Raw genomic sequence first — 26,584 nt, 5'->3', positions numbered from 1 at the left:
CGTTTTATGCTAGAAGTTTTTTAAGTACTTAAACGTTGTCCTGGCACGGGAGACGTGACCCACACGAGAACCCCAGCAGACCGGGCACATCGATACTGCGCTGAGATGGGCCGGAAAGTCGCATCGGCTTCGATGGAAACCTGAGCGGGGCCACAACCGACGACGATATCACCGGCGGATCGGTGGCGGGGACAGAGACCGGGGACAGTGTCTTGGACCATGCCGCGGTACACTCGGGGAGACGACTCCAAACGAGACGTTCTTGCATCGAGGGGCCAAACGGGACCTGTGACCATTGCAGAGCTACCGACCGGGTGGGAGGTCTGGAGCGAGGAGCCGACCAGACTCGTCGTCGTGTACCGACCCGACATTTTCGACACCGAGGCGTTTCCTGCCCCGTGTCTGCCGACGCTGTACGTGACAAAAGGATCACGAGACCGCCGTCCCGGTCGCCCGGATCCCGACGCTGACGATCCGTGGTACGTGACGCTCTATCTCGAACCCGAGGTGGAGGGAGCCAGAGAAGTCTACGACGATCGCGAGGGGGCGCTCTCCGGTACACTCGAGCTCGCGAAGGCGTTCGACGCCGGCGATCTGGACTATCGCTCGTGGTATCAGGTGCCCCGATCGGCGTACCTCGATCGTCTCGACGAACTTACGGGCCGAGGGACTTAATCGGCGTGCCGGCGTAAGTCGCCGTAATGGCTCAGATCACGCTTCTCGGAACCCGTCTCGCCGAACCCGACACGGAATTTGTGTATCAGGGAGAATCACCCGCCTGCGACGGCTGTCCCTACCGTGAGCAGTGTCTCAATCTCGACATCGGCCGACGGTACCGGGTCACGTCAATCCGCGAGGGGGCCAACACCCTCGAATGTGCCGTCCACGACGACGGCGTCACCGCCGTCGAGGTTGAACCGGCACCGATCCAGGCGAACGTCCCGAAGCAAAGTGCCTACGCCGGCAGTAAGGTTGAACTCGACGGCCCCTGTCCCCACGAGGAGTGTCCGAGCCACGGCCTCTGTGAGCCGGCGGGGGCCGACTTCGAGACGACCTACCGGATCGACAGCGTGATCGGCGATCCACCACACGAGTACTGCATGCTGGATCGCGATCTCACACAGGTCGAACTCGCACCCCCCGAGTCGGAGTGACGCCCGTGGATGTAATCGCTCACGGCGGGGCCGGTTCACCGCCGGACGACCCGTCCTCACGCCAGACCGTTCTCGACAATGCCGCCGCACGCGGACTCGACGCGGCGACCCCGCTCGACGCTGTCGTCGCGACCATCAACGTCCTCGAATCCGACCCCGCGTTCAACGCCGGCGTCGGGAGCGCAGTCCAGAGCGACGGGGACATTCGGACCGACGCGGGGCTGATGACCGACGACGGCGAGGTCGGCGCGGCCTGTGCGATGAGGGGCGTCGAACACGCCGTCGACGTCGCGCGTGCCGTCCTCGAAGAGACGCCCCACGTCCTCCTGGCCGGGGAGCCGGCCAGGGACTTCGCTTTCGCCCACGGGATCGAGACGGACGGCAACCTCTGGACGGAACGGACACGAAATCGCTGGCAGGACGCCTCACCAGGGGAGTCAGTCAGCGACCACCTCGCGTGGCTCGCCGACCACTTCGGGGGCCACGACACCGTCGGCGCGGTCGCAACCGACGGCGAACGAATCGCCGCCGGGACGTCGACTGGCGGGCGGTGGGGCGCACTCGCCGGCCGTGTCGGTGACGTGCCACAGATCGGCGCGGGTTTCTATACGTCTTCGGCGGGCGGCGCGAGCGCGACCGGGGCCGGCGAGGACATCGCCCGCGAGGCGCTTGCGCGGGCCGCAGTCGAACGCCTTGAATCAGGGGGAACCCCGCAAACCGCAGCCCGGGAAGCGATCGAATCGTTCGAGGAACGTGCCGAGGGCACCGCGGGCGTCATCGTCCTGGCTGAGGATGGAACCGCCGGCAGTGCGTACAGCAGTGACGCGATGCAGACAGCGACGGCGCGGCGGTGATCGAAGCCGGACCGCGGAGGTAAAACTGCAGATGTTTCAAGAAATCCCGGAGTGATGCCGACGATTACGTTTCTGTTTCCGGTGAAAACCCCCATAATAAATCTCCTGAGCGGATAATACCGACACGTTCGTAACGCTAATATCAGTGACGCCGGATCGATCTGTCATGCAACGGCTGACCGGGAGACGGGTCAGGTGGGAGCCGGAATGATCGACCAGCGGATCGTCGAGAAAGCCGAAACGCTCGCGAAGATGGCGCCGGACGACTCAGTGACTGCGGAAGTACTGGCTGGCCGGGAAGGGCGGTTCTCGACGACGACACCGCTCGCCGCACCGCCGGTGACATACCTCCAAGACACGGAAGCCCCGGCGTACGTTCTGACGAACAAGAAGCGAGGGATCGGACTCGGATCGAAGCGAAACACGACGTCACCGACGGGCGAGCGCCGGACAGTGATCCTGGTAACTGGGCGGCGAACGCTATGTCTGGTCGGGGGAGAATCCGACGACGAAGTGATCGAGATCCCCCACGAATCAGTTGCCAAAGCCGCCTACAGCACAGGCCTGCGTGCCAATCGGATCGCCCTCCGGACGCCTCGTCAGCAGTATCACTGCTGGATTCACCGAAAAACGACGGAAGCGCTGCTGGATGCGACGACCGAGTTCATCGAGGAGCGACAGCCCGAGGACCCGGAGCCGACCGACGGCGACGACGCGAGCCGGGTCATGTACCGCGGGCGGCCTGTAAACCGCGACCAGTTGACCGGGAGTTCCGGAGAGTCGGACAGCGATCGCACCGTGACCTATCGCGGAAAGCCGGTCGAGGATTCCTGATCGGCGAGTCCTACCCCTCGACCAGGTCGAGCACGTCGTCGAAAAAGGACAGCGAGTCGTTGGGTCCCGGGTTCGCTTCGGGGTGGTACTGGCGCGTGATGATCCCCAGGTCGTCGTTCTCTAAGCCCTCCGGCGTGTCGTCGTTGACGTTGATCTGGGTCACTTCGAGCGTGTCGCCGGGTTCGGCGACCGTATAGCCGTGGTTCTGGGTCGTCATCACGACCTGGTCGGTCCGGAGGTCCCGGACGGGCTGGTTGACGCCGCGGTGGCCGAACTCCATCTTCTCGGTCTCGCCACCCAGCGCGTTGGCGACGACTTGCTGGCCGAGACAGATACCAGCCAGCGGCGTTTCACCGACGTACTCGTCGACGAGATCGGCCGCCGCTTCGAAGTTCTCGGGGTCGCCCGGCCCGTTCGAGATAAACAGGAGGTCGGGATCGAGCTCTTCGACCTCGGCAGGCGTCGTATCGTAGGGCAGGACGTGGACGACCGCGCCGCGTTCGACCAGTGATTCCTGGATCGAACCCTTCGCACCACAGTCGATCAGCGCGACGTCGGGGCCGTCGCCATCGGCGTTGTACACCGTCGGCTCGCTCACACTGACCTGGCTCCCGATGTCCGCGTGATCGCTCATGTGCTTGCACTGGCGGAGTTCGGCCAGTGCGTCCTCTTCGGTGACGTCCTCGCCGGCCGCGATGCCACATTTCATCGCGCCCTCGTCCCGGATCTCCGTGACGAGTTCGCGCGTGTCGATATGATCGACGGCGGGCCGCCCTTCTGCCTGGAGCCACTCGGCGACGTCGTCGGTCAACTCACGCGCGACGACGCCCTTCGGGTGGACGTGATCGGACTCGAAGCGTTCCTCCCGGACGCCGTAGTTACCGATCAGCGGGTACGAGAAGGTGAGGATCTGCTCCTCGTAGGAGGGATCCGTCAGGCTCTCCTCGTAGCCGGTGTAGGCAGTCGTAAAGACGAGTTCGCCGCGGGTCGTTCCCGGTGCGCGAGCACGCGCTTGAACGACGCGCTCACCTTCCAGGGCCACATAGGCGTCTGTCATTACGAGATCCGTATGAAAGGTCGGCAGATAAGCGTTGCTTTCGAAGCAGAGTTACGAAATTCGTAATTCTCAAGTACCGACCCGCGGTAGCCACACATCTCGATGGACGACCTCGACCGCAAGATCCTGAGCATCCTCCGGCGGGACGCCCGCACGCCCTACACGGAGATCGCCGACGAGGTGGGTACCTCCGAGGGGACGGTCCGCAACCGCGTCGAACGCCTGACCGAGGAGGGTGTCATCGAACGGTTCACGATCGCGACTCGGACGGGTAATGTCAAGGCGATGATCGAGATCGCCGTCGACGTCGACGTCGACCACAACGCCTTGGCGGACGACTTCGTCGAGTGGGCCGAGGTCGACTTCGTCTGGGAGGTCAGCGGCGAGGAAGACGTCGTGTTGATCGTCGACTGTGCCGACACCGGAGAGGTGAACGACCTGATCACGCGGGCCCGGGAGCGGGAGGAAGTCATGGGGACGAAGACGCGGTTGATCCTTGAGGAGCGAGTGGGGTAGTGAGCGGCTGTCGGAGATGTCGAGGATCCGTCGAGTATGGCTGATCCTCGAAGAGCGGGTTGGATAGTGAGCGGTTGTCGGATGTATCGAGGATCCGCCGAGTATGGCTGATGAATGATTTTCAGGTTGTGTAACAAAGTCGTGATCGATCGCCCAGATGACCGGCAGAAGCTACTTTACTCCCGCTCCCGAAATCGTGTCAATGAGAGGGGGTCGGACGGTACTGGTGGTCGCTCTGTTACTGATCGCCTCGTGGGGACTCGTCGCTGTGACGACAGCGGACGGCGAGGCTGTAAACCCGGGTGATGAAAACGACACGAACGTGTCGAGCGACCGGAGCATCTGGAACCGGACCTACCTGAACTATCCGGCGGACGACGGTGGAAATCGATCATTCTATGGCGTCGAGGAGACGGCTGCGGGGTATCTGTTTGTCGGATCCGGCCGGGACTCGCTGGTGGGGACGGGCGGTGAGGTGAAAGCCTCCGTCGTGGAAACCCGGACCGACGGATCGCTGGTGTGGGAACGGTCGGTCTTGCCGGCGGGAACGCACCACCGCGTCTATCACGACGGGGTCAAGCTCGGCCCGCAAACCTACGTCTTCGGCGGGACGATCAACGCGCCGTCCCGGTTCGAACCGGGAACCTACTGGCTCGCGGATTCCGATCGGAACGTCCATACCTGGCAGATCAGGTCGGGCGACGGTGCGTTCTTCGACCTGCTTGAGGTTGAGGAGAGCGTGGTGGCAATCGGGAGCCGCGCCGTCATCCGGATCGGAGCCAACGGTACCATTCACTGGCGACACTCGATGCCCGACATCGGGAGCGTCTATCGGGCCGGTGCGCGGGCAGCTGATGGATACGTCCTGGCGGGCTGGACGGTTACTCGTCAGGCGGGTGGGTTCGGCGACGCCGCGCGCATCCGGCTGGTCAATCACTCCGGCGAACGCGAGTGGACACAAACGTTCGGTCTCGCTGCTGGATTCAATGCCACAGCGAGTCGGCTGTACGCGGCGACGCCGGCGGATGACGGGTTCGTGTTCGGCGGCACGCGATCCGACGGCGAGGACCGTCGGGGCTGGGTGATCGCGACGAACGAAACGGGTTCAGTGGACTGGACGCATTCCCTCCCGGCGGACACTCGGGTGCTCGGCGTCGCCGCCGGCCCCGATGGGGTCGTCGCAGTCGGACAGTCCGGCAATCAATCGGGCCGAGTCTGGCGCTTCGATCACGACGGAACGGTGATATCGACCGCGCAGTACGGCTATGTCTTGCGGGACGTCATCCGGACGGAAGCAGGGACGTACGTCACGGCTGGGTCGCGGCCGACGACCAATCGGGACCCGTTCGCCGTCGCGCTCGATTACACGCCGCCGAACGCGACCGTACAGATGTCGACCGGGGGAGTCCGAACGACCGGGACTCCAGTTGCAGTCACCGCCAACGGGAGTACGGACAACACGGCTATTGAGACCTACCGCTGGGATTTCGACAGCGACGGAAACGTTGACCGGACGACCTCGACGCCGACTGTCACGCACGTCTACACCGAGACGGGAACGGTCACGCCGACAGTCACCGTCGTCGACGCAGCCGGGAACGCCGACCGGGCGAACGCGAGCACCATCACACTCGCCGATCGGACGGCCCCCACCGTGGGGCTTGCCGATCCGTCAAACGGGCTGGCTGCGACGACCGGTCCAACCCTGCTCGACGCGAGTGCGAGCACTGACAACGGACGGATCGAACGATATCTGTGGGATTTCGACGGCGACGGGACGGTCGACCGGACGACCGACGAACCGACAACACGCTACCGGTTCGATCGACGTAACCACACCTATTCAGTCGGCATCGGAGCTGTCGACGCAGCCGGCAACCGGAACGTGACTACCGTCGCAATCAAGACCTGTTCGAACGACAGGCCCCACGTGAGGACCGACGTTGCGGCCTGGCGGACCCAGGACCGGGCCCGGGCGCGACTCAATGCGACCGTCGAGAACGACGTCGGGACCGCGACTGTGACCTGGCGGCTTCCCAACGGCAGCGTTCATACCGGCCGTTCGGTCGCGTTCGCGTTCGAACAGTCACCGAGTATCGTCAACGTAACGGTGACCGACGAGTACGGTGCCGAACAGACACGGCACGTTGTCGTCTGGACGCCGGCCGCCAGGGCCGAAGGCACGTCATCGGGACAGTTCAGACGCCTGCTCGCAGCGATCGGCTCACTCGTGGATCGCGCCCTCGCGTTGCTCAGGTGACCAACGTCTAACTGACAGTGACGGTAGAGAAGTCGAAGACTGTTTGAACCAGCCTTCCTACGTGGTAGCTAATGAGTACGGACGCTGATTCGACGGTGGCACACGAGAACGCGGGCGAGGACGTCATCGCGGTCGACGGTGAGGACAATCCGGAGGGTCTCGTCAACCGACTCGACGCCCATACCGGCGAGGGGATTCGCCACCGGGCGTTCACGGCGTTGCTGTTCGACACCGAGGGCAACATCTTACTCGCCCAACGCTCACCCGAGAAACGACTCTGGGACACCTACTGGGACGGGACCGTCGCCTCCCATCCCGTCCAGGGGCAGACACAGGTCGAGGCGACCCGCCAGCGGTTAGAGGAAGAACTCGGCGTCACGCCCGACCAGTACGACAGTCTGGAGGTGACCGACCGGTTCGAGTACAAGCGCTACTACATGGACGAGGGCCTCGAATACGAGGTCTGCTCGGTGTTGCAGGCGACGCTGACGGACCGATCACTCGACCCCGATCCCGCGGAAGTCGCCGGCCTGATGTGGGTCCCATACGACCGCCTCTACGAGAACCCGCGCTGGTACCGCCAACTCCGGTTGTGTCCGTGGTTCGAGATCGCAATGCGCCGGGATCTCGACTAAGCGCATCGTCAGTATCCGGATCCAGGTTCGAATTACAGCCCTGACCGGCATCTGATTTTCTTTTCCAAACGTGTGCCGGCGAACCAGGCGTGGAATGATAGTCGCAACCCCGAAAAACCACCAGTACATACGTCGGTGTATGCCACAGACCTTGACCGTCACCGGCATGAGCTGTGAACACTGTGAACAGACCGTCCAAGAAGCGCTCGAGGCCGTCGACGGCGTGGCGAGCGCGACGGCCGATCACGAGTCCGAACAGGCCACCGTCGACGGCGACGCCGAACCGGATACACTCATCGAAGCGGTCGAAGACGCCGGTTACGAAGCCAAAGCCTAACGCTCCGTGGCGGCGTGGTCGGAATCCCCGTCCCGTGGTAACCGGACGACGACAGTCGTCCCGTCGTCAGTCGTCTCGAAGCGGATGGTCCCGCCGACGGTCCGGACGATCCAGGCGACCAGCCAGAGTCCGATGCCGCTGCTGTGTGCGAGCGGTGTCTCGCGTCCCCGCTCGATCACCGTTCGCTCCTGCTCACCGATGCCGGGGCCGTCGTCGGCGATCCGCACCGTTACGCCGGTCGCGTCGGAGTCGACACCGACTGTAACCGTGGGACCACCGTCGTTGTGCTCGATCGCGTTGGACAGCAATTCCTCGAAGGCGAGGCCGATAGACGCGCCGCTGTTGACCCGTAAGCCGCTCGCCTCGTCGGGGTCGAACTGAATCGTTGCCGAGGGATGCGCTTCCCGTACCGTGCCGATCGCATCACGGAGTGTGAGCGTAAGGTCAACGGATTGAGGGCCAGCGGCGTCGAAAGCACGCGTGAGCGTCCCGACCTTGTCGCTGCGTTCGGTGACAGTATCGATGGTGTCGAAGATCCGGTCGAGATGGCGATCAACGGCCGGACCGTCGGCGGCTTCGGCAAGTAACTCGGCGTGACCACGGATCACGTTCATTTCGTTGCGCAGGTTGTGACGCAACAGTCGATTGAGCACGTCGAGTTGCTGTTCTCTGCGCGTCCGGTCGGTCACGTCCCGGAGGCTGAGAATTCTCGTCTCCGAATCGCCAAACGGCCGCTCGATAAGCGACTGTTGGACGTCGAACTTTCGGACGGAGCCGTCAAGATTGACCGCCTCGACGCGATGATACTCGGTGGCGTCGTCCGGAAGGGGCTCCGTGAGTGACGGGGCGACTGTCGCAAGTTGCTGTCCGATCACGTCATCAGCCGTCGTCTCAAGCGCCTGGAGTGCCGACTGATTACAATCGACGACGACGCCCCGTGTATCGACGATGAAGACTAGGTCCTCGAGTTCGGCCAGGATTTCGTCCCGGCCGTGCTCACGCGTGCCGGCCGTGACAGCGAGCAACTGTCGGCGCAGGATCGCGCCCGTGATGATCGTCCCGGTTGCAACAAAGGCGACGCCCGTCGGATCGATCCCCGGTGGCGTGAACTGAAACAGGAACGCCGCGTTGGCGAGAAGTGGGACGGTGATCGCGGCGAGCAGTGCCGTACTTTGGGACCGAAAGAGCTGATCGGTCCGCATCGATAGCCTGACGAGCAGGAAGGCACCGAGGGCAACCAGCAGATACGAGTAACTCACGTGGCCCCAAAAGGCGATGCCCCTGTTCGCGACCACCCCAGAGCCACCAGCAGTGAAGACGAGATCCCGCGACTGCCAGACCAATTTGTGGACGCCGTTCGTCCAGACCATCGCAATAAAGACGATCGGTTCGACCAAGAGCGCGATCAGATGGTTGCGTGTGATATGGCGGTCGTTGCCGGTATACTCGACCGTCAGCAGCAGCCAGGCCAGAGGGATGATCGTCGAGATCGACAGCCGAAACTTGGCCCAAAACACTGTGCTACCCAAGCCGTTGGCCGCCAGGCTGAGCCCTTCGGTGAACGACCACATCGCGGCAGCGAGCAACAGCAGGCCGAGTGGCCCAACACCGGGAGTATCCCGATGCAAGAGCGCGTACATCGCAACGCCGGTGCCGAGTATCCCGGCAAACAGGACCAGTGCCAGATAGATAACCGCCATTACACTCGAACCATCATCGGGGCGAGCAAAAGGATTGGCGACCGATCGGCGTCATCATGAGCGCCGGGATCGAAGCGCCGTCCAGACCCCGACCAGTCCCAGCCCGATCGCCGGCACGAGTGGTACGACCAGATACGCATCCCTGAGAGTGAACCCGAGGGCTTCGACGACCCCCTGCGCCGACGGCAAAACGATCAACGACCACGGGATCACGACCAGCGCGATCGCCAGTGCGACGACGATGAGCCAGCCCTCGCGTGCGGACGTTGTCTCGCTCTCCGATCGGCTCGAGGGGTTACCCATGCCCAGCGGGTCGGGGTGGGCTGGACAAAAACCTCGGGGTTGGGGCATCGAATCGAGGACGGAAAGATCCGAGCCGTGCCGGCGTGGGCCTCCACCGGGTTTTTGAGGCAGGGCGACCCGTCCCCACCATGGTCGATTTCCAGTCACGTGACACCACTCGTGGCTCGCTGACCGACGACGAATCGGACGAGTCATCGACAGCCGACGAGCAGGCAGCGGACACTGCTGACGCGAGGGACATCCAAGAGACGGACGAGACCGAAGTCGAACTCGGCGTGGCGATCGTCGCCATCGGCGAAAATGGCGACTCCGAAAGCAGCGACTCGGCGAGTGACGCGGTCGCGGGCTCGATCGAGCGTGCCGGTTGGACCGTCGTCGCCCACGAGACAGCTGACAGTACCTACGACGCCGTCCAGGGGACCGTCGATCGGACCCTCGGCAGGCGAGCAGTCTCGGCAGTCGTGACCGTCGGCAGCGCCGGCATCGGTCCATCGGATGTCACAGTCGAAGCGATCGAGCCCCTACTCGATACGTCGATGCCGGGGTTTGGCGAACTATTTCGAGTGCAGTACTTCGACCGCGCTGGACCGAACGTCGTCGGAATGCGACCCACAGCGGGTGTCAGCGACGAGACGCCCGTGTTCTGTCTCCCCGGCGACGCGGACGCGGCGCGCTTTGCCGTCGAAACCATCCTCGCGGACACGCTCGACTCACTCGTCGCCCAAGCCACTGACCCGTAGGCGCGCAGTCAGTCACCGCGCGCCGGCCCTGCGGGACACATCAAGCGTGTCGCTGACGACGGACGCTTGGTCAAAACGATTCCGCCTCGCCGCCGAACGTGTCCGAATCCATGGCCGTCCCGCCGCGGTCGTCGTAGTACTTCCGGCCGATGAATCCGTCTTCGAGACCGCCCAAAAGCGTCGTATAGAGCCCATCTGCCGAGTGGTAGGCTGTTTCGTTCGTTCGATCTAAGATACTCCGAATCGTGACAACGTCGCCGACCGGCGACGTCAACTCCACGTCACCTAACTGCTCGACAACCGTGTCGTGGTCGGCCGGGAACTCAAACGTCTGTTCGAACAACTGTCTCGTTTCTGAGTGGCGCATCTGTATGGGCGTACAAGTCCATCATGAAAAAAGATTATGAATGAGGCGACTTTCACGACCGGGCTGTCGAGACGAGTGACACACAGAGCCGGTGTGAGTTCGGCCGATTAGTTGGCACCCGCATCGAACTCCGCGGCGACGGCGTCAGCGTCGAGCAACGACGGATCCACGACGAGATCCGCCTGTCGGGTGGCGAAATCGGGCAGCGACCCCTCGGCGTACACCACGACCCGTATCTCGGGGTTGTGGTCCTTGGCGACGGCGATCGAGGTGGCCTGTGCCATCTCGGTCAGCACGTACGCGTCCATCTCCTCGATACCGGCGGCTTCCAGTGACTCACCATCGGCGACATCGACGGCCGTGACCTCGTGACCTTCGGCGCTGATCGCCTCGCCGATCCCGCGTTCGTCGGCTCCAGCAACAATTACCCGCATCACTCGTATTCGATGGTCGCGGGCGGTTTGTGAGTTACGTCGTAAACGACCCGCGAGACGGTGTCGTTCTCGCCGGTGATGCGACTCTGGATGCGCTGGAGCGTCTCCCAGTCGATCTCCTGGGCGCGGGCGGTCATCCCGTCCCGGGATTCCACGGATCGGACGGCGACAACCCACCCGTGGACGCGGTTGTCCCCCTTCACGCCGGTGGCCTTGCCGATGACCGCCGCCAGGGCCTGCCAGGGCTCGTATTCTTCGAGTTCCTCCTCGACGACGTGGTTGGCCTCCCGGGCCACGTCGAGTTTCTCCGCGGTGACTTCGCCGATGATCCGAACCGCGAGGCCGGGACCGGGGAACGGCATCCGTTCTGAGATGATCTCCTCGAGATTGAGTTCGCGAGCGACCTCCCGGACCTCGTCCTTGTAGAGGTCCCGCATAGGTTCGACGATCCCGTCGAAGTCGACGACGTCGGGCAGTCCGCCGACGTTGTGGTGGGATTTGATCGTCCCCTCGCTCTCGATGCGGTCGGGATAGATCGTCCCCTGAACGAGGTACTCGGCCTCGACCTCGCGGGCGACCGTCTCGAACTCCCGGATGAACTGCTCGCCGATCGCGTGGCGTTTCTCCTCGGGGTCGGTCACGCCTTCGAGTTCGTCGAGAAAGCGGTCCGTGGCGTCGACGATCCGCAGACTGTCCATGTACTCGAAGGTCTCGCGGATCTGTTCGGTCTCGCCCTTGCGCATCAAGCCCGTGTCGACGTAGACGGGCGTCAGTTGATCGCCGATCGCGTCGTAGGCCAGCGCGGCAGCCGTCGAGGAGTCGACGCCACCCGAGAGGGCGATGACGGCGTTGTCGTCACCGATCGCCTCGGCTATCTCGGCTTTCGCCTCGGGGATGAACGTCTCGACGTCGACCATCAGTACTCGACCTCCTTCGGTTCGTCCGATTCAGAACTGTTCAGCACGGCCTCGACGAGGCCGACGAACGGTGGCGAGGCGCGCGTGGGTCGCGACCGGAACTCGGGGTGGAACTGGGTGCCGATGAAGTACGGATGGCTGTCCGGATCGAGTTCCAGGATCTCCATCCGACGGTTCGAGACGCCCGAGAACGTCATCCCGGCGGCCTCGATGTCGTCGATGTACTCTGGGTTGACCTCGTAGCGGTGCCGATGGCGTTCCCGGCACGTGGTGTCTTCATAGAGGTCATGGGCCAGCGTCCCCGGTTCGATCTCGGTGTCCTGTGCCCCCAGTCGCATCGTCCCGCCCATGTCCTCGACGCCCTCCTGTTCAGGGAGGATGTCAATGACCGGATGGGGCGTCTCGGGCTCCATCTCCGCCGAGTGTGCCCCATCGAGGTCCAGCACGTTGCGGGCGTACTCGACGACCGCCATCTGGAAGCCGAGACAGAGTCCGAGGAAGGGCACGTCGTTTTCGCGTGCGTACCGCGTCGCCTCGATCTTGCCCTCGGTTCCCCGGGAACCGAATCCGCCGGGGACGACGACGGCGTCGACGTCGTCGAGTTGGCCGTCGTGGCCCTCGGCGAGGTCCTCGGAGTGGATCCAGGTCGTCTCGACCTCGACGTTGGTCTCGAGGCCGGCGTGTTTCAACGCCTCGTGAATCGAGATGTAGGCGTCTTCCAGGCCGTACTTCCCGACGAGTGCGACGTTGATCGATCCGGTCGTGTCCTGAGTGACGAGGTCGCGCCACTCGTTCCTGCGCTCGCTCGCGGGAAGCGCCTCGTCCGCGAGTCCGAGTTCGTCCATCACGTACTGATCGAGGCCCTCGTCCTGCACGACCAGTGGCACTTTATAAATGTCCGCGACGTCGGGGTTCGAGAAGACGGCCTCGGTCGGCACGTCACAGAACAGCGCGATCTTCTCCTTGACATCGGGGTCGAGTCTGTCCTCACACCGACCAACCAGGATGTCCGGCTGGAGGCCGATCGATCGGAGTTCCTTGACGCTGTGTTGGGTCGGCTTGGTCTTCTGTTCGCCGTTCTTCGAGTAGGGGACGAGCGTGACGTGGGTAAAGAGAATGTCGTCCTCGTCTTCCTCGTGGGCGAACTGCCGGAGCGCCTCGAGGTAGGGCATCCCCTCGATGTCGCCGACAGTGCCACCGACCTCGATGATGCAGACGTCGCTGCCTTCGGCGACCTCGCGGATCCGGCGCTTGATGTCGTCGGTGATGTGCGGGATGATCTGGACCGTCCGGCCGAGGTAGTCGCCGGCGCGCTCCTTCTCGATGACCTCGCGGTAGACCTTTCCAGTGGTGACGTTGTGATCGGAGGTCATGTCGATGTCGAGGAAGCGTTCGTAGTTCCCAAGATCGAGGTCGACCTCGCCGCCGTCCTTGAGGACGTACACTTCGCCGTGCTGGTAGGGGTTCATCGTCCCGGCGTCGACGTTGAGATACGGGTCGATCTTGACCGCGGTCACGTCGAAGCCGGCGTTGGCGAGCAGGCGGCCGGTGCTCGCGGCGGTGATCCCCTTCCCCAGTCCGGACATCACGCCGCCAGTGACGAAAATGAACTTCCGACCCAGTTCCGGGTCGTAGTCGGTTGCAGGCTCGTTCGGCATACCGACGGTGGGCGGGCGCGAACCTAAACCGTTTCGGGACCGATTCGGAATCGCTCGTTTATCTCACTCGATGATCTCGTACTCGTAACCGAGGCGGCCGTTGAGATCTTCAAGCGCGTCCAGAACCGTTGCAACCTCCGCTGTCGCGATCGAAACTCGCATCGGTGAGATGTCCGCTTCACGACCGAACGCGCGCCGAAGCCCACGGACCACGCGGGACCCGCCTGTGGGAAGGTCCCACTGGAAGACAATCTCCGATCGCTCGGGTTCGGGCTTGACCCGGCGTAGTCGTTCGAGGCTGATCGAGCGCCACTGATCCTCGTTTCGGCGTTCCCGAAGCGCGTCCCAGGTCAGTTCGTAGCGGTAGCCGTCCGTATGCCAGGATGCGAGTGGGCCATGGGGGACGATCGCTGTTCCCGGGATGTCACTGAGTTCCCGGTGAAGTGTCCCGAGATACCCCTCGACCGCCTCGGCGTTGATCTCCCGGATATGCGTCTCGTGTGGGACGGATCGATAGAGCCACGAATCGTGGGTCACGACGGCGAGTTCTGCGAGTCCGAACAGCCGATCCAGCCAGACAGCCGTGTCCGATTCCGGGAGTGAAAGTGCGGTGGTGACGATATCTGCGTCGGCAGGGAGTTCGGCACGGTATTCGGGAGTGGCGTTTTCGAGAACGCGGTCGTCCTCGACCCCAGGGAGCGTCTCTCGAAGATGTGCGAGCCGATCCGCGTTCAGCGTGTCGTCGATACAGAGGTGGATGGCGGTGGCTTGCCGCATGGACACGTTGATGACGCGATTCTCGACGGCGAGACCGCCTGCAGGGTCAGCATCGTCGATGGCATCACGCTCGCGGACGACGAGTTGATGAGTTGGTTCCTGCGTGCCGAACGGTTCAGCGAGGCCCATCGTTTGGAATGCCGGCGGACACCAAATTTAATTTTCGCCCGTGTTCGTGGGTCACCACCCCCATAAAAGAAATTAAGGCCGGAGCCACCAACGGAGACATATGGGAATCCTCTCACGCGCCTCCTACGTCATCCGCTCGAAGGTCAATTCGCTGCTCAACCGGGCGGAGAACCCCTCGGAGTCGCTGGATTACTCCTACGAACAGCTCCGGGACGAGCTCCAGGACGTCAAACAGGGGATCGCCGACCTGACGACCCAGAAAAAGCGCCTGGAAATCCAGAAGCGCCGCCTCGAGGAGAACGTCGAGAAACACAACGACCAGGCCCGTGAGGCGGTCGAGCAGGGGCGAGACGACCTCGCCCGCCGCGCGCTGGAGAAGAAAAAGCAGAAGATGAACCAGATCGAGGACCTGGAGACCCAGATCGCCGACCTCCAGGGCCAACAGGATCGATTGATCGAGCAGAAAAACGAACTCCAGAGCCAGGTCGAGCAGTTCCGGACGAAAAAGGAGACGATGAAAGCACGGTATCAGGCAGCCGAAGCCTCCTCGCGCGTCTCAGAGGCGATGACAGGTGCCGGCGACCAGTTCGAGGACGTCGGGCGAGCGATCGAGCGAGCCCAGGAGCAGACCGAAGAGATGGAAGCGCGGTCGGCAGCGATGGACGAACTTCGCGATACGGGAGCGATCGAGGACGCTATCGGCGATCAGGATCAACTCGACCGCGAGCTCGAAGAAGTGCGCACTTCGGGTGAAGTCGATGCCGAACTGGAAACCCTGAAGGCCGATGTGGGGGCGGAATCGACGAGCGAATCCGACGCTTCCACCGACGCAGAAACTGACGCAGCCGACACCGAACTCGAAGATGTCGACGGTCAGGCGGTCGAAGAGGAACTGGAAACGCTCAAAGACGAGGAGAACTGAGGATATCGTCGCCCGGTATCGGAAAAAACCTGGACGCGTTGTGATTTCGGCAATTCAGTAGGTGTTGATTCCCAACACCTGATTGATGACACACTGTCTGAGCGCGCCAGTGACAATCAGGACGAGGCCGAGGACGGCGAGGACTGCCGATCCGATCATCGTGGTGATCGGCCCGATCTCGTAGGTGATCAGTTCGGCGAAGCCTGCAAGCGCGACGGCGAGCAACACGATCGCGACCACGAGCCGGACGATGCGGTCCATTCTACCAGAATTCTTTTCTATTTGTATTACCTCGGAAAAAGGTCTCTCACCCCGTCTACTTATGGATTGGTGCTCGTTGACGTGTATCGTGGCAGGAGAGATCAGTAGATGATGGCAGGGAATCCCCGCCAAAGAAACCCGATCAGGGGGAAGTCACGTAACCGCATTCGGCACCCTTTTTACCGGCCGCCGGAACGGTTTTGCTATGAAACTACTGTTCGTCCACTCGGACCACCTGGAGTTCGAGACGACCGATAAAGCGGGTCCCGACGGCCTCGCCGAGACCGAAGGCGTCCCGATGGAAGGCCGCATGGAGGACTGTGTGACGGTATTCATCACCGTCGAGAGCGACGACGAGGCGGACCTCGATGGCGTCGTCGAAAACGCCCTGACGGAGCTCGAAGACGTCGCCGGCCAGCTCAACACCAACGACGTCGTCCTCTATCCCTACGCTCACCTCAGCGAGGATCTCGCCGGCCCTGACGCCGCAAAGGAAGTCATGCAACGACTCGAAGCGGAGATGGAGTCGGCCGGCTACGAGATTCTCCGGGCACCATTCGGCTGGTACAAGGCCTTCGAAGTCTCGTGTAAGGGCCACCCGCTCTCGGAACTCTCCCGACACGTCGCGGCCCACCGCGACGAGGACGACGACGAAGCCGAATCCGAAGGAGAGCCCGACCGCGAACCCAGCGAGTGGAAGGTCATGACGCCCGACGGAGACGTAACGAACGCCGTCGATGCCAAAGAGTCGGTTGGCGAGGATCTCGTCGCCTTCATCGAAGACGAGGTCGAGGGGATCACCAGCAACGAGGGCGAGCAGCCACCCCACGTCGATCTCATGCAGGAGAAGGGACTGGTCGGCTACGACGATCTGAGCGACGTCGGCAACCTCCGGTGGTACCCCCGCGGCAAACTCGTCCGTGACGCCCTCATGGAGTACGTCAACGACCTCGTCGTCGACTACGGCGGGATGCCGGTCGAGACGCCGATCATGTACGACCTCGGCGCGCGATCGATCGACGAGCACGCCGGGAAGTTCGGCGAGCGCCAGTATCGCTTCGAGTCGGGCGATCGTCGGATGATGCTGCGCTTTGCGGCCTGTTTCGGGCAGTTCTCGATCATGCGGGACATGCACATCTCGGTCAACGACCTCCCGCTGCGGGTCTATGAGATGTCGACCTATTCGTTCCGCCGGGAGCAGCGCGGCGAGGTGACCGGCCTCAAGCGCTTGCGCGCGTTCACGATGCCGGACATGCACACCGCCACGGAGAGCATGGAGCAAGCCCGCGAGGAACTCCGCAAGCAGGCCGAACTCGCGCTCCAGACCTCCGAGGACCTCGACCTCAACTACGAACCGGCAATCCGGATGACCCGGGAATTCTATGAAGACAACGAGGCGTGGGTCGAGGACGTGGTCGCGGAACTCGGCAAGCCCTCGCTCATCGAGATCATTCCCGAACGCCACCACTACTGGTCGGCCAAGATCGACTTCGCCGCGATCGACGGCCTGGGCCGCCCGATCGAGAACCCGACGGTCCAGATCGACGTCGAGAGCGCCGAGCGCTTCGACATCGAGTACACCGACGGCACCGACAGCCACCACCCCCCGATCCTGCACTACTCGCCCTCCGGCGGCATCGAGCGTGTGCTGGCTGCCCTGCTCGAGGACACCGCCTCGATGGATACCCCCCAGTTGCCGACGTGGCTCTCGCCGACCCAGGTCCGGTTCATCCCGGTCAATCCTGATTCGCATTTGGACTACTGCGAAGGATTGGTCGACGAACTCGAAGACGCTGACGTACGGGCGGACATCGACGACCGCGACGAGTCCGTCGGCAAGCGTATCGCCAAAGCCGAGACTGACTGGGTGCCCTACTACGTCGTCGTCGGCGATCGAGAGATCGAGGGCGAGACGATCGGCGTCAACGTGCGCGCAGACGACGACGAGATCGACATGACGCCCGCGGAACTCCGCGAGGCGGTCCTCGACGACGTCGACGGCCTCCCCCAGAAAAGCCGGTATCTGCCCCGGCACGTCAGCAACCATCCGAACTTCACCGGACGGTGATCGACGCTTGAGGCGGTGACAGGCCGGCGTGTCAGACTGGCACATACAACTATTTGCCTGGCGATTCAATTTTCGGACGGAGCATGTACGAGACCATCCTCGCACCGACGGACGGCAGCAGCGGGACGGCCAAGACGCTCGACCACGCGATCTCGATCGCCGGTGACAACGACGCGACGATCCACGGGCTATACGTTCTCGACCGCCGAATGTACCTCGCTGCGGAAGACGATGCCCAGGACGAAGTCATGGAGTCCCTCGAGAGCGACGGCGAGAAGGCCCTGGCTCGCCTCCGTGAACAGGTCGAGGATGCGGGCGTCACCGTCGAAACGGAACTCCAGGAGGGGATCCCACACCGTGGTATCCTCTCGTACGCCGAAGACATCGGGGCTGACCTGATCGTCATGGGGACCCACGGTCGGACCGGTCGGGACCGACTTGCCAACCTGGGAAGCGTCACCCAGCGAGTCATCGAGAACGCCGACGTGCCGGTGTTCGTCGTCAATATCGAGAACTGAGCACGCTGTCGACGTTATCAGCCCGCGCTTAGGCCAGTTCCAGCCCGCGGATCGAGACGCCCTCCTCGCCGTCGACGACGCGGCCGATGATCCGTCCGTCCTCGGTCGCCTCGACGACGTTCATCGCGTCGGCGGGATCGAAAGTTGCGACGAACCCCGTCCCCATGTTGAACGTGCGGTGCATCTCCTCGTCGCTGACCGCACCCATCGTCTGGACGAACTCGAAGATCGGTTGAGCGTCGAACGGTTCCTCTATTTCGTAGTGGAAGGGGCCCATGCGGGTGAGGTTGCGCCACCCACCGCCCGTGACGTGGGCTGCCGCATGCGCGCCGTGTTCGCGAAGCGGATCGAGCAGGTCGGTGTAGATCCGCGTCGGCGCGAGGAGTTCCTCGCCGATCGTTTTCGAGGGATCCGGCGGGAACGGGTCGTCGTACTCGTGATCGCGCGTGACAGCCTCCCGGGCGAGCGTCAGACCGTTCGAATGGATGCCACTGGAGGGCCACCCGACGATGGCGTCACCCGCCTCGGCCTCCCCGGAAAAGAGGCCGTCTTTAGGAGCCAGTCCGGCCGCGGTGCCGGCGATGTCGAGGCCATCGATGACGTCCGGCATGACCGCGGTTTCGCCGCCGATCAGCGCGATATCTGCGAGTTCAGCGCCGATCTGGAGTCCCTCGCCGAGCTGGCCGGTCGTCGTGCTGTCGGGCGCTTCGATGGCGAGATAGTCGACGAACGCGACGGGTTCGATGCCCGCCGCGACCAGGTCGTTGACGTTCATCGCGATGCAGTCGATGCCGACCGTCGAGTAGTCATCCAGGGCCTCGGCGACGAGCAGTTTCGTCCCGACGCCGTCGGTCGCCAGCGCGAGGTATCGATCGCCGATGTCGACGAGTCCGGCGAAGTCGCCGGCGAACTCGCCCGCCGCGTCGAGCAGCGCGTCGGTCGCCGCTTCGCTCTCGTCGATATCGACGCCGGAGTCCGCGTACGTAAGTCCCTCGTCAGGTTCGTCAGTCGCGTCCGACGACGACCCTTCGTCGCCGTCGTCCGCCTCGTGTTCGGCCATACCCGAGTGGCCGTCCGGTGAGGCCAAAAGCCCACCGCTCCGCTCGCCTGGTTCGAGGCCTCCCCGCTCGCCGTTCCGAGGTCTCTCCGGTCGACCGGAGGGAGACCTCGCTCTTCTCAAAAGAACTCCCGAAGAAACACCCGCTCAGGCGGGAACAACTCGGCGAGCGTCCCGCGCGCGTCCGACTCCGCCGAGAGGTTGCCGACCGTCGCGAGGGATTCGACCGATCGCGCGCCGGCGACGAGCCGCGACAGGGACCCGACATCGAGGGTTGCATCGGGTGAACCATCGGGTGTCGATCGACAGTGACCCTCGCCACCCTCGACGACCAGCCGATACGTTCGGTCGTTGTCTTCGAGAAGGGGATCGCGAACTGAAAGCGTGACATCCCCCTCGACGTCGTCGGGATACGGAACCGCTTGGAGTGCCGTCGTGACGTCGGTGAGACGAACCATCGGCCCCGGTCGGAGTTCGGCGTCGGCGGCCTGAGGATCTCCGAGAACGTCGAAGAGCGCCGAATCACCTGGGCGGTCGAGGGTCACGCGGTCGACCTGTGAATCGTGATCGCCGAGAAATCCAAGCAGTGACCGGAAGGCTTCGTGATCGCGCGCGCCGAGATAGTTGACATCGAGTTTGCGGTCGCCGTCCTGTTCGATATCGTAGATGACGTATCCAGCGGGCGTCTCGTCCCGGTAATAGGCGTAGGCATGACGCCGATCCTCACCCCACTTGTGGAAGATCCGGCGTCGCCACCACTGCTCGCTGCGACGCATCGACAGCGTCTCCCCGCGGCCACTGGCCAGGTGGCATTTCCGGAGATCCCGCCAGTCGTCCGGATCGACAGGCCGGAATTGACCACCTTCCGTTGAGAAATCGGTCAGCGTTTCCGGCATGATTTCGTATCGCGTGATCTCGTTTGCGCTTGCCCAGCCGAACTGCCGGTAGAACGCCGTCGAAAACGGCCACAGTGCGACGAGCGGGATATCGTCGTCGAACCTCCGGAGGGATTCCCGGAGCAGCCGCCGAACGTTGCCCGCCCGGCGACGCTCCGGCGGCGTCGCGACGGCACCGAGTCCTCCCAGGTCGATCCAGGACCCCCGTACTCGCGTCTCGAAGGTGTAGTGGATGCAGATGCTCGCCAGATCCCCGCCATCGAAGAGCCCATATCGGGTGCCCAGCGGCGGGTCGGCGTCATCGCTGTCTTCCTGTGGGAGCGGCCCATCCTCCGGATGGAAGGCGTACTGCCGAACCCGGTCAAACGCCGTCATCTCCGCCGGGGAAATCGGGCGAAACTCGCACATGATCGAGGATCTCACCCGGGGAAAAAGAGCGTATCGTTCAGAAGCCCAGGCCGAACAACCCGACGATCGCGAGCGCGATCGACGGGACCGCGACAGCGAGGTAGACACCACGGTTCCACTTGAGAACGGTGCGTCCGTCGAGCGGGCCGTAGGGAATCATGTTGAACCCGGCCAACAGCAAATTGATCGTCACGCCGAAGGAAGCGACTGACGCGAGTCCCGGACCGGCAAGGAGGGCGAACGGCGCAAAGCAACTCGCCAACGCCAGGTTCGTCACCGGGCCAGCCAGCGCGATGAGTCCGGACTCCCGGAGCGTGAGCCGGCCGCGGTGGACGACCGCGCCCGGGGCGGCGAAGAGAAAGCCCGCCATCGCCGAGACGAGTGCGAGAAACAACATGCCGTAGTCGGCCTGGAACGCGGCGACCTGACCGTATCGAATCGCGACCACCTTGTGGGCGAGTTCGTGAAGCATGAACCCGACGCCGACCGTCAGAAGGCTCGTCACGAGGGATTCGCCGAACGCCGCGATCACGACCGACGGGTCGGGGGCGTAGGACCACCTATCGAGCAACCCCGGGTTCAAAAACAGCGTAAAGGCGACGCTCAAGATGAGCCACGCGGCGAGGAGATCGAACAGCTCTTTCCGGGAAAACCGAATCGAACGCAGTCCACTCATCCGAGGAGGTTCCAGAGCATTTCGGCCCCGTTCTGCGCACCCATTATCAGGAGTTCGGCGACCTCGGCGACACCGCCGACCTCGTTGGACATGAGTGGCAGGATCGTGCTCGCAAACAGCATGCTCGCGATGAAGCTCCCGATGTTCGTGAGCGCGACGATCAGGATGAGTCTGAATAGCGGCACTTCCCGCATCCGGGCGACCAATTCGGGAATCGGTAGCTCTTGATCGTCGAGCAATTCGTTGAGCCGGCTGATGTCCGAGACGTTGACATCGAGATAGCGCAACTCGACGTAGCCGGCGAACCAGCCCGGGGCGAGCAGCGGGTTGACGCTCGTCAGCCAGGCGACCGCACCACCGACGCCCGCACTGCTCCAGTGTGCGCCGGCTACCTTTGCCAGTGCAGCCGCGATGACGCCGTTGACGAGGAACCACGCTGCGAAGAGTCTGAGCAACCATCCCTGTTCAGCTCCACCAAGCAACAGCAGGACGAAGAACGCGGCGAAGCCGAGCGTGAACAGATACCCCAAAAGCTTGTACAGCGAAAACCGCCGACCGGAGATCGTGCCGGTGAGTGAGTCCATCGGCGGAAGTTCCGCGGGACGATCGAGATACCCCTGAATCCCGGCGCGGTGGCCGGCCCCAACCACGGCGACGACGTGATAGCCCTCCTCGCGCAGGCCGACGAGCTGGTGGGCGATGTAGGCGTCGCGTTCGTCGATCAATGCTTCGGCACCGCCCGGCGAGAACCGCCGAAACTCCTCCATCATCGCGGAGACGACATCCGTGTCAGTTAACTGCTCGATGTCGAACTCCTCGGGGTCCTCGTCCTCGTCGAAGCCCGAAAACGCGGCCACCAGCGGCAGGGCGATCACCGTTCCGACGGCTCCAGCCAAGAGGAATACATCAAGGATTGACGCGTATGGCACAGTGAGTCCGAGTATCCCGAGAATGGAGAACCCGAGTGCAGACCCGAGTATGCCGGCGAACATCCCGACCATCAGTCCGATCGTCCAGGCCGCCGTCCACGGACCGGCAATCCCGACGAGCATGCCGAAAAAGAGTTTCGCCTTCTCGACGCCCGTCAGGCGCTTCCAGAACCGCTGGATCGTCGTCTGGATGTCCCGGTCAACCAGGGCGACGTCGATTCCCTCGGCCTCGGCGGTTTCGACACCGGCCATCATGTCCGCGCCGGGCGTCACGTCGAAACGGTCGCCGAGACGCGCCTGGACGTACGAAAGCATCCAGTACGCCAGGAACTGAAAGACCGTATTGCCCTGCAAGAGGTCGCTCGCCTCGATGTCGTCGGGCGATTCGCCTTTGAGTTGGCGAAAGCGTCCCTCGTCGAGTTCGACGGCGACGACGTCGGGTTGTTCGTCCTCGATCGTCCGCTCGACGCGCTCGGCACTCTCCGCCGAGACGTGTGCCGTCCCGACGAGTTGTATCGACCCCTCGCCACCGGTCTCAGACGGTTCCGGTGGGTCGACCGTGTCGCTCATTGTATAGGTTACACCACGGGGCATCCTTACGATTGTCGGGACGCGCCTGCGGGGGCTGTCCTGCAGATCATGCCGACGGCGGGACGTACCGTGCCGACACCACCAGCGTCTCCCGACGCTCGTCCGCGGTGTCGATCGCGAAGCCGTGTTCGCGGAGATGCTCGGCGACCGTCGCCGCGTCGTATCGTTCGGCAAGCGGCGGGCCGCGATCGCCAGTCCCGTCGGCTGACCAGTCGGCGATCGCGACCCGGCCACCCGGTTCGATCGCCCGGGTGAGTTCATCAAGTGCCCGTTCGCTCACGAATTCGTGGTAGGTCATCGTCGAGTACGCGGCCGAGACGGCGTCCGTATCGACCGGCAACCCGTCGATGCTGGCAGTGACCCGGTGGACGTTGCCCGGGCGGCCGAACGCCTCGAAGGCGGCGTGCATGGCGGGTTGAATGTCGATCGCCAGCACCGCATCGACGTGGGCGGCGACCGACCGGGTATAAAACCCGGTCCCGCTGCCGAGGTCGACGACGCAGTCGGTCTCTTCGAAGTCGAACAGTCCCAGCAGTTCGTCGACCGAGAGGTACGCGTACCGAGAGTCGTCTTCCAGCGCGTCCGCCCGGTCGGCGTCGAACGTGTGATGGCCCATACGGCCCCTTTGCCCCGTGGACGCAAAAGCTGACGGCCGGCGGTTGCTATGCCACCCGGAACCCATCATTTCGGCCAGTACCGGCAGATCTCTCCGCGACTATGTGAAACGGTAGCAAAAAGCGGGATTTAAGCGTCCGCCGCTCCCCGGTCGTGATATGCGACTCCACGAATATCAGGCCAAGCGCGTCTTCGCCGACGCCGGGATTCCGGTCCCCGATGCGACGCTCGCGACGACCGTCGCGGAAGCGGTCGACGCCGCCGGGGAGATCGGATTCCCCGTTGCGATCAAGGCGCAGGTACACGTCGGCGGCCGGGGCAAGGCCGGCGGGATCAAACTCGTCGAGGACGCCGAGGAAGCCCGCGCGGCAGCCGAAGACATCCTCGGCATGGATCTGAAAGGCTTCACCGTCGACCGGGTACTCGTCGAGCAGGCAGTCGACTTCGTGAACGAACTCTACGTCGGCGTGACGATGGACCGCGGGGCCGGCAAGCCGGTCGCGATGGTCTCGACGAAGGGCGGGGTCAACATCGAGGAGGTCGCCGCCGAGAACCCCGACGCCATCGCGCGCGAACACGTCGATCCGGCCTACGGCCTCCACCCCTACCAGGCTCGCAAGGCTGTCTACGACGCGGGCGTCGACCGCGAGGTGGCCGGTGATGTCGCCTCGATCCTCTCGACGCTGTACGACCTCTGGGACGAGAAAGACGGCAGCGACGCCGAGATCAATCCGGTGATGATCACCGACGAGGGGGAGGTGATCGCGGCCGACGCCGTCTTCAACGTCGACGACGACGCGCTCTTCCGACAGCCCGAGATCGCCCAACTGGAAGGGGAAACGACCGACGACGACCTCGAGGCGATGGCCAACGAGTACGGCTTCGATTACGTCCGGCTTTCGGGCAACGTCGGGATCATCGGCAACGGCGCGGGCCTGGTGATGACGACGCTGGACCTCGTCGATCACTACGGCGGCGCGCCGGCGAACTTCCTCGACATCGGCGGCGGCGCCAAAGCCGGCCGCGTCCGCAACGCCCTGGAGGTCGTCTTCGCCGACGACAACGTCGACAGCGTCGTGTTCAACATCTTCGGCGGGATCACCCGCGGCGACGAGGTCGCCCGCGGCATCAACGAGGCCCTCGAAGAGTTCGACACGATTCCCAACCCAGTCACTGTTCGACTGGCGGGGACCAACAGCGTGCAAGGCATGGAGATACTCAACACCGATCTCGTGACCGTCGAGGAAACGCTCGAGGAAGCCGTCCAGCGTGCTGTCGCCGACGCCGAGGAGGTGGCACAATGAGCATCCTAGTCGATGAGGACACCCGCGTCATCGTTCAGGGAATCACCGGCGGGGAGGGCGAGTTCCACGCCGAGCAGATGATCGAGTACGGGACGAACGTCGTCGCCGGCGCCGTGCCGGGTAAAGGCGGCCAGGAAGTCCACGGCGTCCCCGTCTACGACACCGTCGATCGGGCAGCACGCGAGGAGGACGCCGACGCCTCGGTCGTGTTCGTCCCGCCCGCCTTCGCTGCGGACGCACTCTTCGAAGCGCTCGATGCACCACTTGATGTTGTGGTCGCGATCACGGAAGGCATCCCGACCCAGGACGTCAGCGAGGTGTACGCCGAACTCGAAGACACTGACACCCATCTGGTCGGGCCGAACTGCCCCGGCGTGATCACCCCCGGCGAGTCGAAACTCGGCATCCTGCCGGGCAACATCTTCAGCGAGGGGTCGGTCGGTCTGGTCTCGCGGTCCGGCACCCTGACCTACCAGATCGTCGATAGCCTCACCGAGCGCGGGATCGGCCAGACGACCGCCGTCGGCATCGGCGGCGACCCGATCGTCGGGACGGGCTTCATCGACGCGCTGGAACTCTTCGAGGCCGATCCCGAGACCGAGGCCGTCGTGATGTGTGGCGAGATCGGTGGCGAGGACGAGGAAGCGGCTGCCAAATACATCGCCGAACACATGGACACCCCCGTCGTCGGGTTCATCGCGGGCCGGACCGCCCCGCCGGGCAAGCGCATGGGCCACGCCGGCGCGATCGTCTCCGGCGGCGGAACCGGAACGGCCCAGAGCAAGATCGACGCCCTGGAGGCCGCGGGTGTCGAAGTCGGCGAGACGCCGAGCGACGTCGCCGACCTGGTCGAAGACATCGCTTAGTAATGGCGAAACAGTAACTGGCGCACGTCGTCCTTCGTCCGGGCCGATTTCGTCGTCCCATCGGGCAGATCAACCTCGTACGGGGCATCGCCTTGCCCCTTGCGCCACTTCTCGCTGTGGTCATCCAGGAGTTTGTTGACCGATGCGAGCGGTGACGTCGAGGGAGCGTCAGTTTGATCGTCCGATGCCGATTCAGCTTGGCCATCCGACGCCGATTCGGTGTGGCTTTCGGCGGACGAGCCGGTCTGGCTTGCTGACAGCGATCCGTCCCCGTCATCCCCGTCGACGGTCGACTTGTCAGCCCCGCTGGTGTCCGTCTCGGTCCCCGCTTGCGTTGATGCCTCGGTCGTGGCTGGCGACCCCTTCTCGGCTGGTGGTCCCGCTTGCTTGGTCGGCGTACTGTCGACATCTGGCTCCCTATCCGACGCGGATTCGCCGGCGGGCGATCTCTCGTCCTCGTCAGTCTCCGTCTCCGCCGCCCGGAGTCGTTCGGCAAGTGCCTCCGGGCCTAGTGCCGCCAGCAAGCGCCCGCGCATCTCCGCGGCCTCGATGCCGCTGCCCGGGACGTCCTCGACGTCGCTCGCGATCTGCTGTAGCGTCGGGTACGTGGCGGTGGCGACTTTCTCGTAGGCGGCGACGATCGCCCGTTCCTCGGGTGGCGTGTAGGTATCGAGCAGGTACTCGATGGCATCCTGCGGTCGGGTCTCGCCGTAGGACTCGACGTACGCGGCTTCGACCTCCTGGCGCACGTCTTCCAGTCGGTCGTGTTGACGTTCGGTAATGGACAACTCAGCCATACTC

The 26,584-nt window shown here is 63.9% G+C and carries 29 protein-coding genes; 14 read left to right on the top strand and 15 right to left on the bottom strand.

The features are described 5' to 3' along the window. Window positions 1–288 precede the first annotated feature (288 nt). The 4 genes from SVXhr_RS05860 (at window position 289) to SVXhr_RS05845 (ending at window position 2,842) form a co-directional block, all read left to right on the top strand. Window positions 289–675 (top strand): DUF5820 family protein, encoded by a 387-nt coding sequence (locus tag SVXhr_RS05860; RefSeq protein ID WP_275740324.1) that lies wholly within the window; start codon window positions 289–291, stop codon window positions 673–675. A gap of 26 nt (window positions 676–701) precedes the next feature. After that, window positions 702–1,154, top strand: a complete 453-nt coding sequence (locus SVXhr_RS05855; protein ID WP_275740322.1) for a UPF0179 family protein — start codon at window positions 702–704, stop codon at window positions 1,152–1,154. 5 nt (window positions 1,155–1,159) lie between these two features. Next, complete coding sequence (locus SVXhr_RS05850) at window positions 1,160–2,008, top strand: isoaspartyl peptidase/L-asparaginase (protein ID WP_275740320.1); 849 nt, start codon at window positions 1,160–1,162, stop codon at window positions 2,006–2,008. Between the two features lie 207 nt (window positions 2,009–2,215). Beyond that, window positions 2,216–2,842, top strand: coding sequence for a hypothetical protein (locus SVXhr_RS05845; protein WP_275740319.1), 627 nt, complete (start codon window positions 2,216–2,218; stop codon window positions 2,840–2,842). Between the two features lie 10 nt (window positions 2,843–2,852). Here SVXhr_RS05845 and carA read toward each other — a convergent pair whose 3' ends face one another. Beyond that, window positions 2,853–3,899: a glutamine-hydrolyzing carbamoyl-phosphate synthase small subunit gene (gene carA / locus SVXhr_RS05840; protein WP_275740317.1), complete on the bottom strand. Its 1,047-nt coding sequence runs from the start codon at window positions 3,897–3,899 to the stop codon at window positions 2,853–2,855. Between the two features lie 102 nt (window positions 3,900–4,001). On the opposite strand from carA, the gene SVXhr_RS05835 reads away from it, so the two are divergent. The 4 genes from SVXhr_RS05835 to SVXhr_RS05820 all read left to right on the top strand — a co-directional run bounded on the left by SVXhr_RS05835 (window position 4,002) and on the right by SVXhr_RS05820 (window position 7,647). Next, window positions 4,002–4,415 (top strand): Lrp/AsnC family transcriptional regulator, encoded by a 414-nt coding sequence (locus tag SVXhr_RS05835; RefSeq protein ID WP_275740316.1) that lies wholly within the window; start codon window positions 4,002–4,004, stop codon window positions 4,413–4,415. 202 nt (window positions 4,416–4,617) lie between these two features. Continuing rightward, on the top strand, window positions 4,618–6,675 hold the full coding sequence (locus SVXhr_RS05830) for a PKD domain-containing protein (RefSeq protein WP_275740314.1): 2,058 nt from the start codon (window positions 4,618–4,620) through the stop codon (window positions 6,673–6,675). 71 nt (window positions 6,676–6,746) lie between these two features. Next, a complete protein-coding gene (locus SVXhr_RS05825; protein ID WP_275740312.1) occupies window positions 6,747–7,310 on the top strand; it encodes an NUDIX domain-containing protein in 564 nt (187 codons plus the stop codon). Between the two features lie 139 nt (window positions 7,311–7,449). After that, a complete protein-coding gene (locus SVXhr_RS05820) occupies window positions 7,450–7,647 on the top strand; it encodes a heavy metal-associated domain-containing protein (protein ID WP_275740310.1) in 198 nt (65 codons plus the stop codon). Here SVXhr_RS05820 and SVXhr_RS05815 read toward each other — a convergent pair. Then, window positions 7,644–9,347: a histidine kinase N-terminal 7TM domain-containing protein gene (locus SVXhr_RS05815; RefSeq protein ID WP_275740308.1), complete on the bottom strand. Its 1,704-nt coding sequence runs from the start codon at window positions 9,345–9,347 to the stop codon at window positions 7,644–7,646. The two genes, SVXhr_RS05820 and SVXhr_RS05815, sit on opposite strands and share 4 nt — an antisense overlap. 54 nt (window positions 9,348–9,401) lie before the next feature. Beyond that, window positions 9,402–9,650, bottom strand: coding sequence for a hypothetical protein (locus tag SVXhr_RS05810; protein WP_275740306.1), 249 nt, complete (start codon window positions 9,648–9,650; stop codon window positions 9,402–9,404). A gap of 128 nt (window positions 9,651–9,778) precedes the next feature. Between SVXhr_RS05810 and SVXhr_RS05805 the strand changes: the two genes are divergently transcribed. After that, window positions 9,779–10,390, top strand: coding sequence for a molybdopterin-binding protein (locus SVXhr_RS05805; protein ID WP_275740304.1), 612 nt, complete (start codon window positions 9,779–9,781; stop codon window positions 10,388–10,390). 70 nt (window positions 10,391–10,460) lie between these two features. Here the strand turns inward: SVXhr_RS05805 and SVXhr_RS05800 are convergent, their stop codons facing one another. The 5 genes from SVXhr_RS05800 to SVXhr_RS05780 all read right to left on the bottom strand — a co-directional run bounded on the left by SVXhr_RS05800 (window position 10,461) and on the right by SVXhr_RS05780 (window position 14,672). After that, window positions 10,461–10,757: a hypothetical protein gene (locus SVXhr_RS05800; protein WP_275740302.1), complete on the bottom strand. Its 297-nt coding sequence runs from the start codon at window positions 10,755–10,757 to the stop codon at window positions 10,461–10,463. Window positions 10,758–10,864: 107 nt separating this feature from the next. Beyond that, window positions 10,865–11,191: an NAD-binding protein gene (locus SVXhr_RS05795; protein WP_275740300.1), complete on the bottom strand. Its 327-nt coding sequence runs from the start codon at window positions 11,189–11,191 to the stop codon at window positions 10,865–10,867. Then, on the bottom strand, window positions 11,191–12,108 hold the full coding sequence (gene guaA / locus SVXhr_RS05790; RefSeq protein ID WP_275740298.1) for a glutamine-hydrolyzing GMP synthase: 918 nt from the start codon (window positions 12,106–12,108) through the stop codon (window positions 11,191–11,193). The genes SVXhr_RS05795 and guaA overlap by 1 nt, the downstream gene beginning before the upstream one ends. After that, complete coding sequence (locus SVXhr_RS05785) at window positions 12,108–13,766, bottom strand: CTP synthase (RefSeq protein ID WP_275740296.1); 1,659 nt, start codon at window positions 13,764–13,766, stop codon at window positions 12,108–12,110. The genes guaA and SVXhr_RS05785 overlap by 1 nt, the downstream gene beginning before the upstream one ends. A gap of 63 nt (window positions 13,767–13,829) precedes the next feature. Continuing rightward, window positions 13,830–14,672: a hypothetical protein gene (locus SVXhr_RS05780; protein WP_275740294.1), complete on the bottom strand. Its 843-nt coding sequence runs from the start codon at window positions 14,670–14,672 to the stop codon at window positions 13,830–13,832. Window positions 14,673–14,772: 100 nt separating this feature from the next. On the opposite strand from SVXhr_RS05780, the gene SVXhr_RS05775 reads away from it, so the two are divergent. Further along, the gene (locus SVXhr_RS05775) at window positions 14,773–15,594 is read left to right on the top strand and encodes a PspA/IM30 family protein (RefSeq protein ID WP_275740292.1); all 822 of its coding nucleotides are present in this window, start codon (window positions 14,773–14,775) and stop codon (window positions 15,592–15,594) included. A 54-nt stretch (window positions 15,595–15,648) separates the two neighbouring features. Here SVXhr_RS05775 and SVXhr_RS05770 read toward each other — a convergent pair whose 3' ends face one another. Further along, window positions 15,649–15,876, bottom strand: a complete 228-nt coding sequence (locus tag SVXhr_RS05770; protein ID WP_275740882.1) for a DUF2892 domain-containing protein — start codon at window positions 15,874–15,876, stop codon at window positions 15,649–15,651. A 184-nt stretch (window positions 15,877–16,060) separates the two neighbouring features. On the opposite strand from SVXhr_RS05770, the gene SVXhr_RS05765 reads away from it, so the two are divergent. Together SVXhr_RS05765 and SVXhr_RS05760 are read left to right on the top strand one after the other, a co-directional pair. Next, window positions 16,061–17,923 carry a threonine--tRNA ligase gene (locus tag SVXhr_RS05765; protein WP_275740290.1) on the top strand — a complete coding sequence of 621 codons (1,863 nt, stop codon included), beginning with the start codon at window positions 16,061–16,063 and terminating at the stop codon, window positions 17,921–17,923. 83 nt (window positions 17,924–18,006) lie between these two features. Then, a complete protein-coding gene (locus tag SVXhr_RS05760; RefSeq protein ID WP_275740288.1) occupies window positions 18,007–18,441 on the top strand; it encodes a universal stress protein in 435 nt (144 codons plus the stop codon). Window positions 18,442–18,469: 28 nt separating this feature from the next. Here SVXhr_RS05760 and purM read toward each other — a convergent pair whose 3' ends face one another. The 5 genes from purM to SVXhr_RS05735 form a co-directional block, all read right to left on the bottom strand. After that, complete coding sequence (gene purM / locus SVXhr_RS05755) at window positions 18,470–19,501, bottom strand: phosphoribosylformylglycinamidine cyclo-ligase (RefSeq protein WP_275740286.1); 1,032 nt, start codon at window positions 19,499–19,501, stop codon at window positions 18,470–18,472. Window positions 19,502–19,617: 116 nt separating this feature from the next. Further along, window positions 19,618–20,802 carry a GNAT family N-acetyltransferase gene (locus SVXhr_RS05750; protein ID WP_275740284.1) on the bottom strand — a complete coding sequence of 395 codons (1,185 nt, stop codon included), beginning with the start codon at window positions 20,800–20,802 and terminating at the stop codon, window positions 19,618–19,620. A 37-nt stretch (window positions 20,803–20,839) separates the two neighbouring features. Next, window positions 20,840–21,478, bottom strand: a complete 639-nt coding sequence (locus SVXhr_RS05745; protein ID WP_275740282.1) for a metalloprotease — start codon at window positions 21,476–21,478, stop codon at window positions 20,840–20,842. Further along, window positions 21,475–22,977, bottom strand: a complete 1,503-nt coding sequence (locus SVXhr_RS05740) for a TraB/GumN family protein (protein WP_275740280.1) — start codon at window positions 22,975–22,977, stop codon at window positions 21,475–21,477. The genes SVXhr_RS05745 and SVXhr_RS05740 overlap by 4 nt, the downstream gene beginning before the upstream one ends. Window positions 22,978–23,044: 67 nt before the next feature. Continuing rightward, window positions 23,045–23,614 (bottom strand): methyltransferase domain-containing protein, encoded by a 570-nt coding sequence (locus tag SVXhr_RS05735; protein ID WP_275740278.1) that lies wholly within the window; start codon window positions 23,612–23,614, stop codon window positions 23,045–23,047. Window positions 23,615–23,771: 157 nt separating this feature from the next. On the opposite strand from SVXhr_RS05735, the gene sucC reads away from it, so the two are divergent. Together sucC and sucD are read left to right on the top strand one after the other, a co-directional pair. Then, complete coding sequence (gene sucC / locus SVXhr_RS05730) at window positions 23,772–24,917, top strand: ADP-forming succinate--CoA ligase subunit beta (RefSeq protein WP_275740276.1); 1,146 nt, start codon at window positions 23,772–23,774, stop codon at window positions 24,915–24,917. Next, a complete protein-coding gene (gene sucD / locus SVXhr_RS05725) occupies window positions 24,914–25,783 on the top strand; it encodes a succinate--CoA ligase subunit alpha (protein WP_275740274.1) in 870 nt (289 codons plus the stop codon). Before sucC ends, sucD begins: the two co-directional genes overlap by 4 nt. On the opposite strand, the gene SVXhr_RS05720 is transcribed toward sucD, so the two are convergent. Further along, window positions 25,780–26,580, bottom strand: coding sequence for a hypothetical protein (locus SVXhr_RS05720; protein ID WP_275740272.1), 801 nt, complete (start codon window positions 26,578–26,580; stop codon window positions 25,780–25,782). The two genes, sucD and SVXhr_RS05720, sit on opposite strands and share 4 nt — an antisense overlap. Window positions 26,581–26,584: the final 4 nt, after the last annotated feature.

This window comes from Halorhabdus sp. SVX81, assembly GCF_029207715.1.
Lineage (GTDB): Archaea > Halobacteriota > Halobacteria > Halobacteriales > Haloarculaceae > Halorhabdus.
The sequence above is the reverse complement of the archived record's forward strand: the minus strand, read 5'-3'. Positions and strand labels throughout refer to the sequence as shown.

What these genes read in the sequence shown, in the direction of transcription:
- SVXhr_RS05855 (WP_275740322.1), top strand. Translation starts at nt 702, where the DNA reads ATGGCTCAGATCACGCTTCTCGGAACCCGTCTCGCCGAACCCGACACG.
- SVXhr_RS05845 (WP_275740319.1), top strand. Translation starts at nt 2,216, where the DNA reads ATGATCGACCAGCGGATCGTCGAGAAAGCCGAAACGCTCGCGAAGATG.
- carA (WP_275740317.1), bottom strand. Translation starts at nt 3,899, where the DNA reads ATGACAGACGCCTATGTGGCCCTGGAAGGTGAGCGCGTCGTTCAAGCG.
- SVXhr_RS05835 (WP_275740316.1), top strand. Translation starts at nt 4,002, where the DNA reads ATGGACGACCTCGACCGCAAGATCCTGAGCATCCTCCGGCGGGACGCC.
- SVXhr_RS05830 (WP_275740314.1), top strand. Translation starts at nt 4,618, where the DNA reads ATGAGAGGGGGTCGGACGGTACTGGTGGTCGCTCTGTTACTGATCGCC.
- SVXhr_RS05825 (WP_275740312.1), top strand. Translation starts at nt 6,747, where the DNA reads ATGAGTACGGACGCTGATTCGACGGTGGCACACGAGAACGCGGGCGAG.
- SVXhr_RS05820 (WP_275740310.1), top strand. Translation starts at nt 7,450, where the DNA reads ATGCCACAGACCTTGACCGTCACCGGCATGAGCTGTGAACACTGTGAA.
- SVXhr_RS05815 (WP_275740308.1), bottom strand. Translation starts at nt 9,347, where the DNA reads ATGGCGGTTATCTATCTGGCACTGGTCCTGTTTGCCGGGATACTCGGC.
- SVXhr_RS05810 (WP_275740306.1), bottom strand. Translation starts at nt 9,650, where the DNA reads ATGGGTAACCCCTCGAGCCGATCGGAGAGCGAGACAACGTCCGCACGC.
- SVXhr_RS05805 (WP_275740304.1), top strand. Translation starts at nt 9,779, where the DNA reads ATGGTCGATTTCCAGTCACGTGACACCACTCGTGGCTCGCTGACCGAC.
- SVXhr_RS05800 (WP_275740302.1), bottom strand. Translation starts at nt 10,757, where the DNA reads ATGCGCCACTCAGAAACGAGACAGTTGTTCGAACAGACGTTTGAGTTC.
- SVXhr_RS05795 (WP_275740300.1), bottom strand. Translation starts at nt 11,191, where the DNA reads ATGCGGGTAATTGTTGCTGGAGCCGACGAACGCGGGATCGGCGAGGCG.
- guaA (WP_275740298.1), bottom strand. Translation starts at nt 12,108, where the DNA reads ATGGTCGACGTCGAGACGTTCATCCCCGAGGCGAAAGCCGAGATAGCC.
- SVXhr_RS05785 (WP_275740296.1), bottom strand. Translation starts at nt 13,766, where the DNA reads ATGCCGAACGAGCCTGCAACCGACTACGACCCGGAACTGGGTCGGAAG.
- SVXhr_RS05780 (WP_275740294.1), bottom strand. Translation starts at nt 14,672, where the DNA reads ATGGGCCTCGCTGAACCGTTCGGCACGCAGGAACCAACTCATCAACTC.
- SVXhr_RS05775 (WP_275740292.1), top strand. Translation starts at nt 14,773, where the DNA reads ATGGGAATCCTCTCACGCGCCTCCTACGTCATCCGCTCGAAGGTCAAT.
- SVXhr_RS05765 (WP_275740290.1), top strand. Translation starts at nt 16,061, where the DNA reads ATGAAACTACTGTTCGTCCACTCGGACCACCTGGAGTTCGAGACGACC.
- SVXhr_RS05760 (WP_275740288.1), top strand. Translation starts at nt 18,007, where the DNA reads ATGTACGAGACCATCCTCGCACCGACGGACGGCAGCAGCGGGACGGCC.
- purM (WP_275740286.1), bottom strand. Translation starts at nt 19,501, where the DNA reads ATGGCCGAACACGAGGCGGACGACGGCGACGAAGGGTCGTCGTCGGAC.
- SVXhr_RS05750 (WP_275740284.1), bottom strand. Translation starts at nt 20,802, where the DNA reads ATGTGCGAGTTTCGCCCGATTTCCCCGGCGGAGATGACGGCGTTTGAC.
- SVXhr_RS05745 (WP_275740282.1), bottom strand. Translation starts at nt 21,478, where the DNA reads ATGAGTGGACTGCGTTCGATTCGGTTTTCCCGGAAAGAGCTGTTCGAT.
- SVXhr_RS05740 (WP_275740280.1), bottom strand. Translation starts at nt 22,977, where the DNA reads ATGAGCGACACGGTCGACCCACCGGAACCGTCTGAGACCGGTGGCGAG.
- SVXhr_RS05735 (WP_275740278.1), bottom strand. Translation starts at nt 23,614, where the DNA reads ATGGGCCATCACACGTTCGACGCCGACCGGGCGGACGCGCTGGAAGAC.
- sucC (WP_275740276.1), top strand. Translation starts at nt 23,772, where the DNA reads ATGCGACTCCACGAATATCAGGCCAAGCGCGTCTTCGCCGACGCCGGG.
- sucD (WP_275740274.1), top strand. Translation starts at nt 24,914, where the DNA reads ATGAGCATCCTAGTCGATGAGGACACCCGCGTCATCGTTCAGGGAATC.
- SVXhr_RS05720 (WP_275740272.1), bottom strand. Translation starts at nt 26,580, where the DNA reads ATGGCTGAGTTGTCCATTACCGAACGTCAACACGACCGACTGGAAGAC.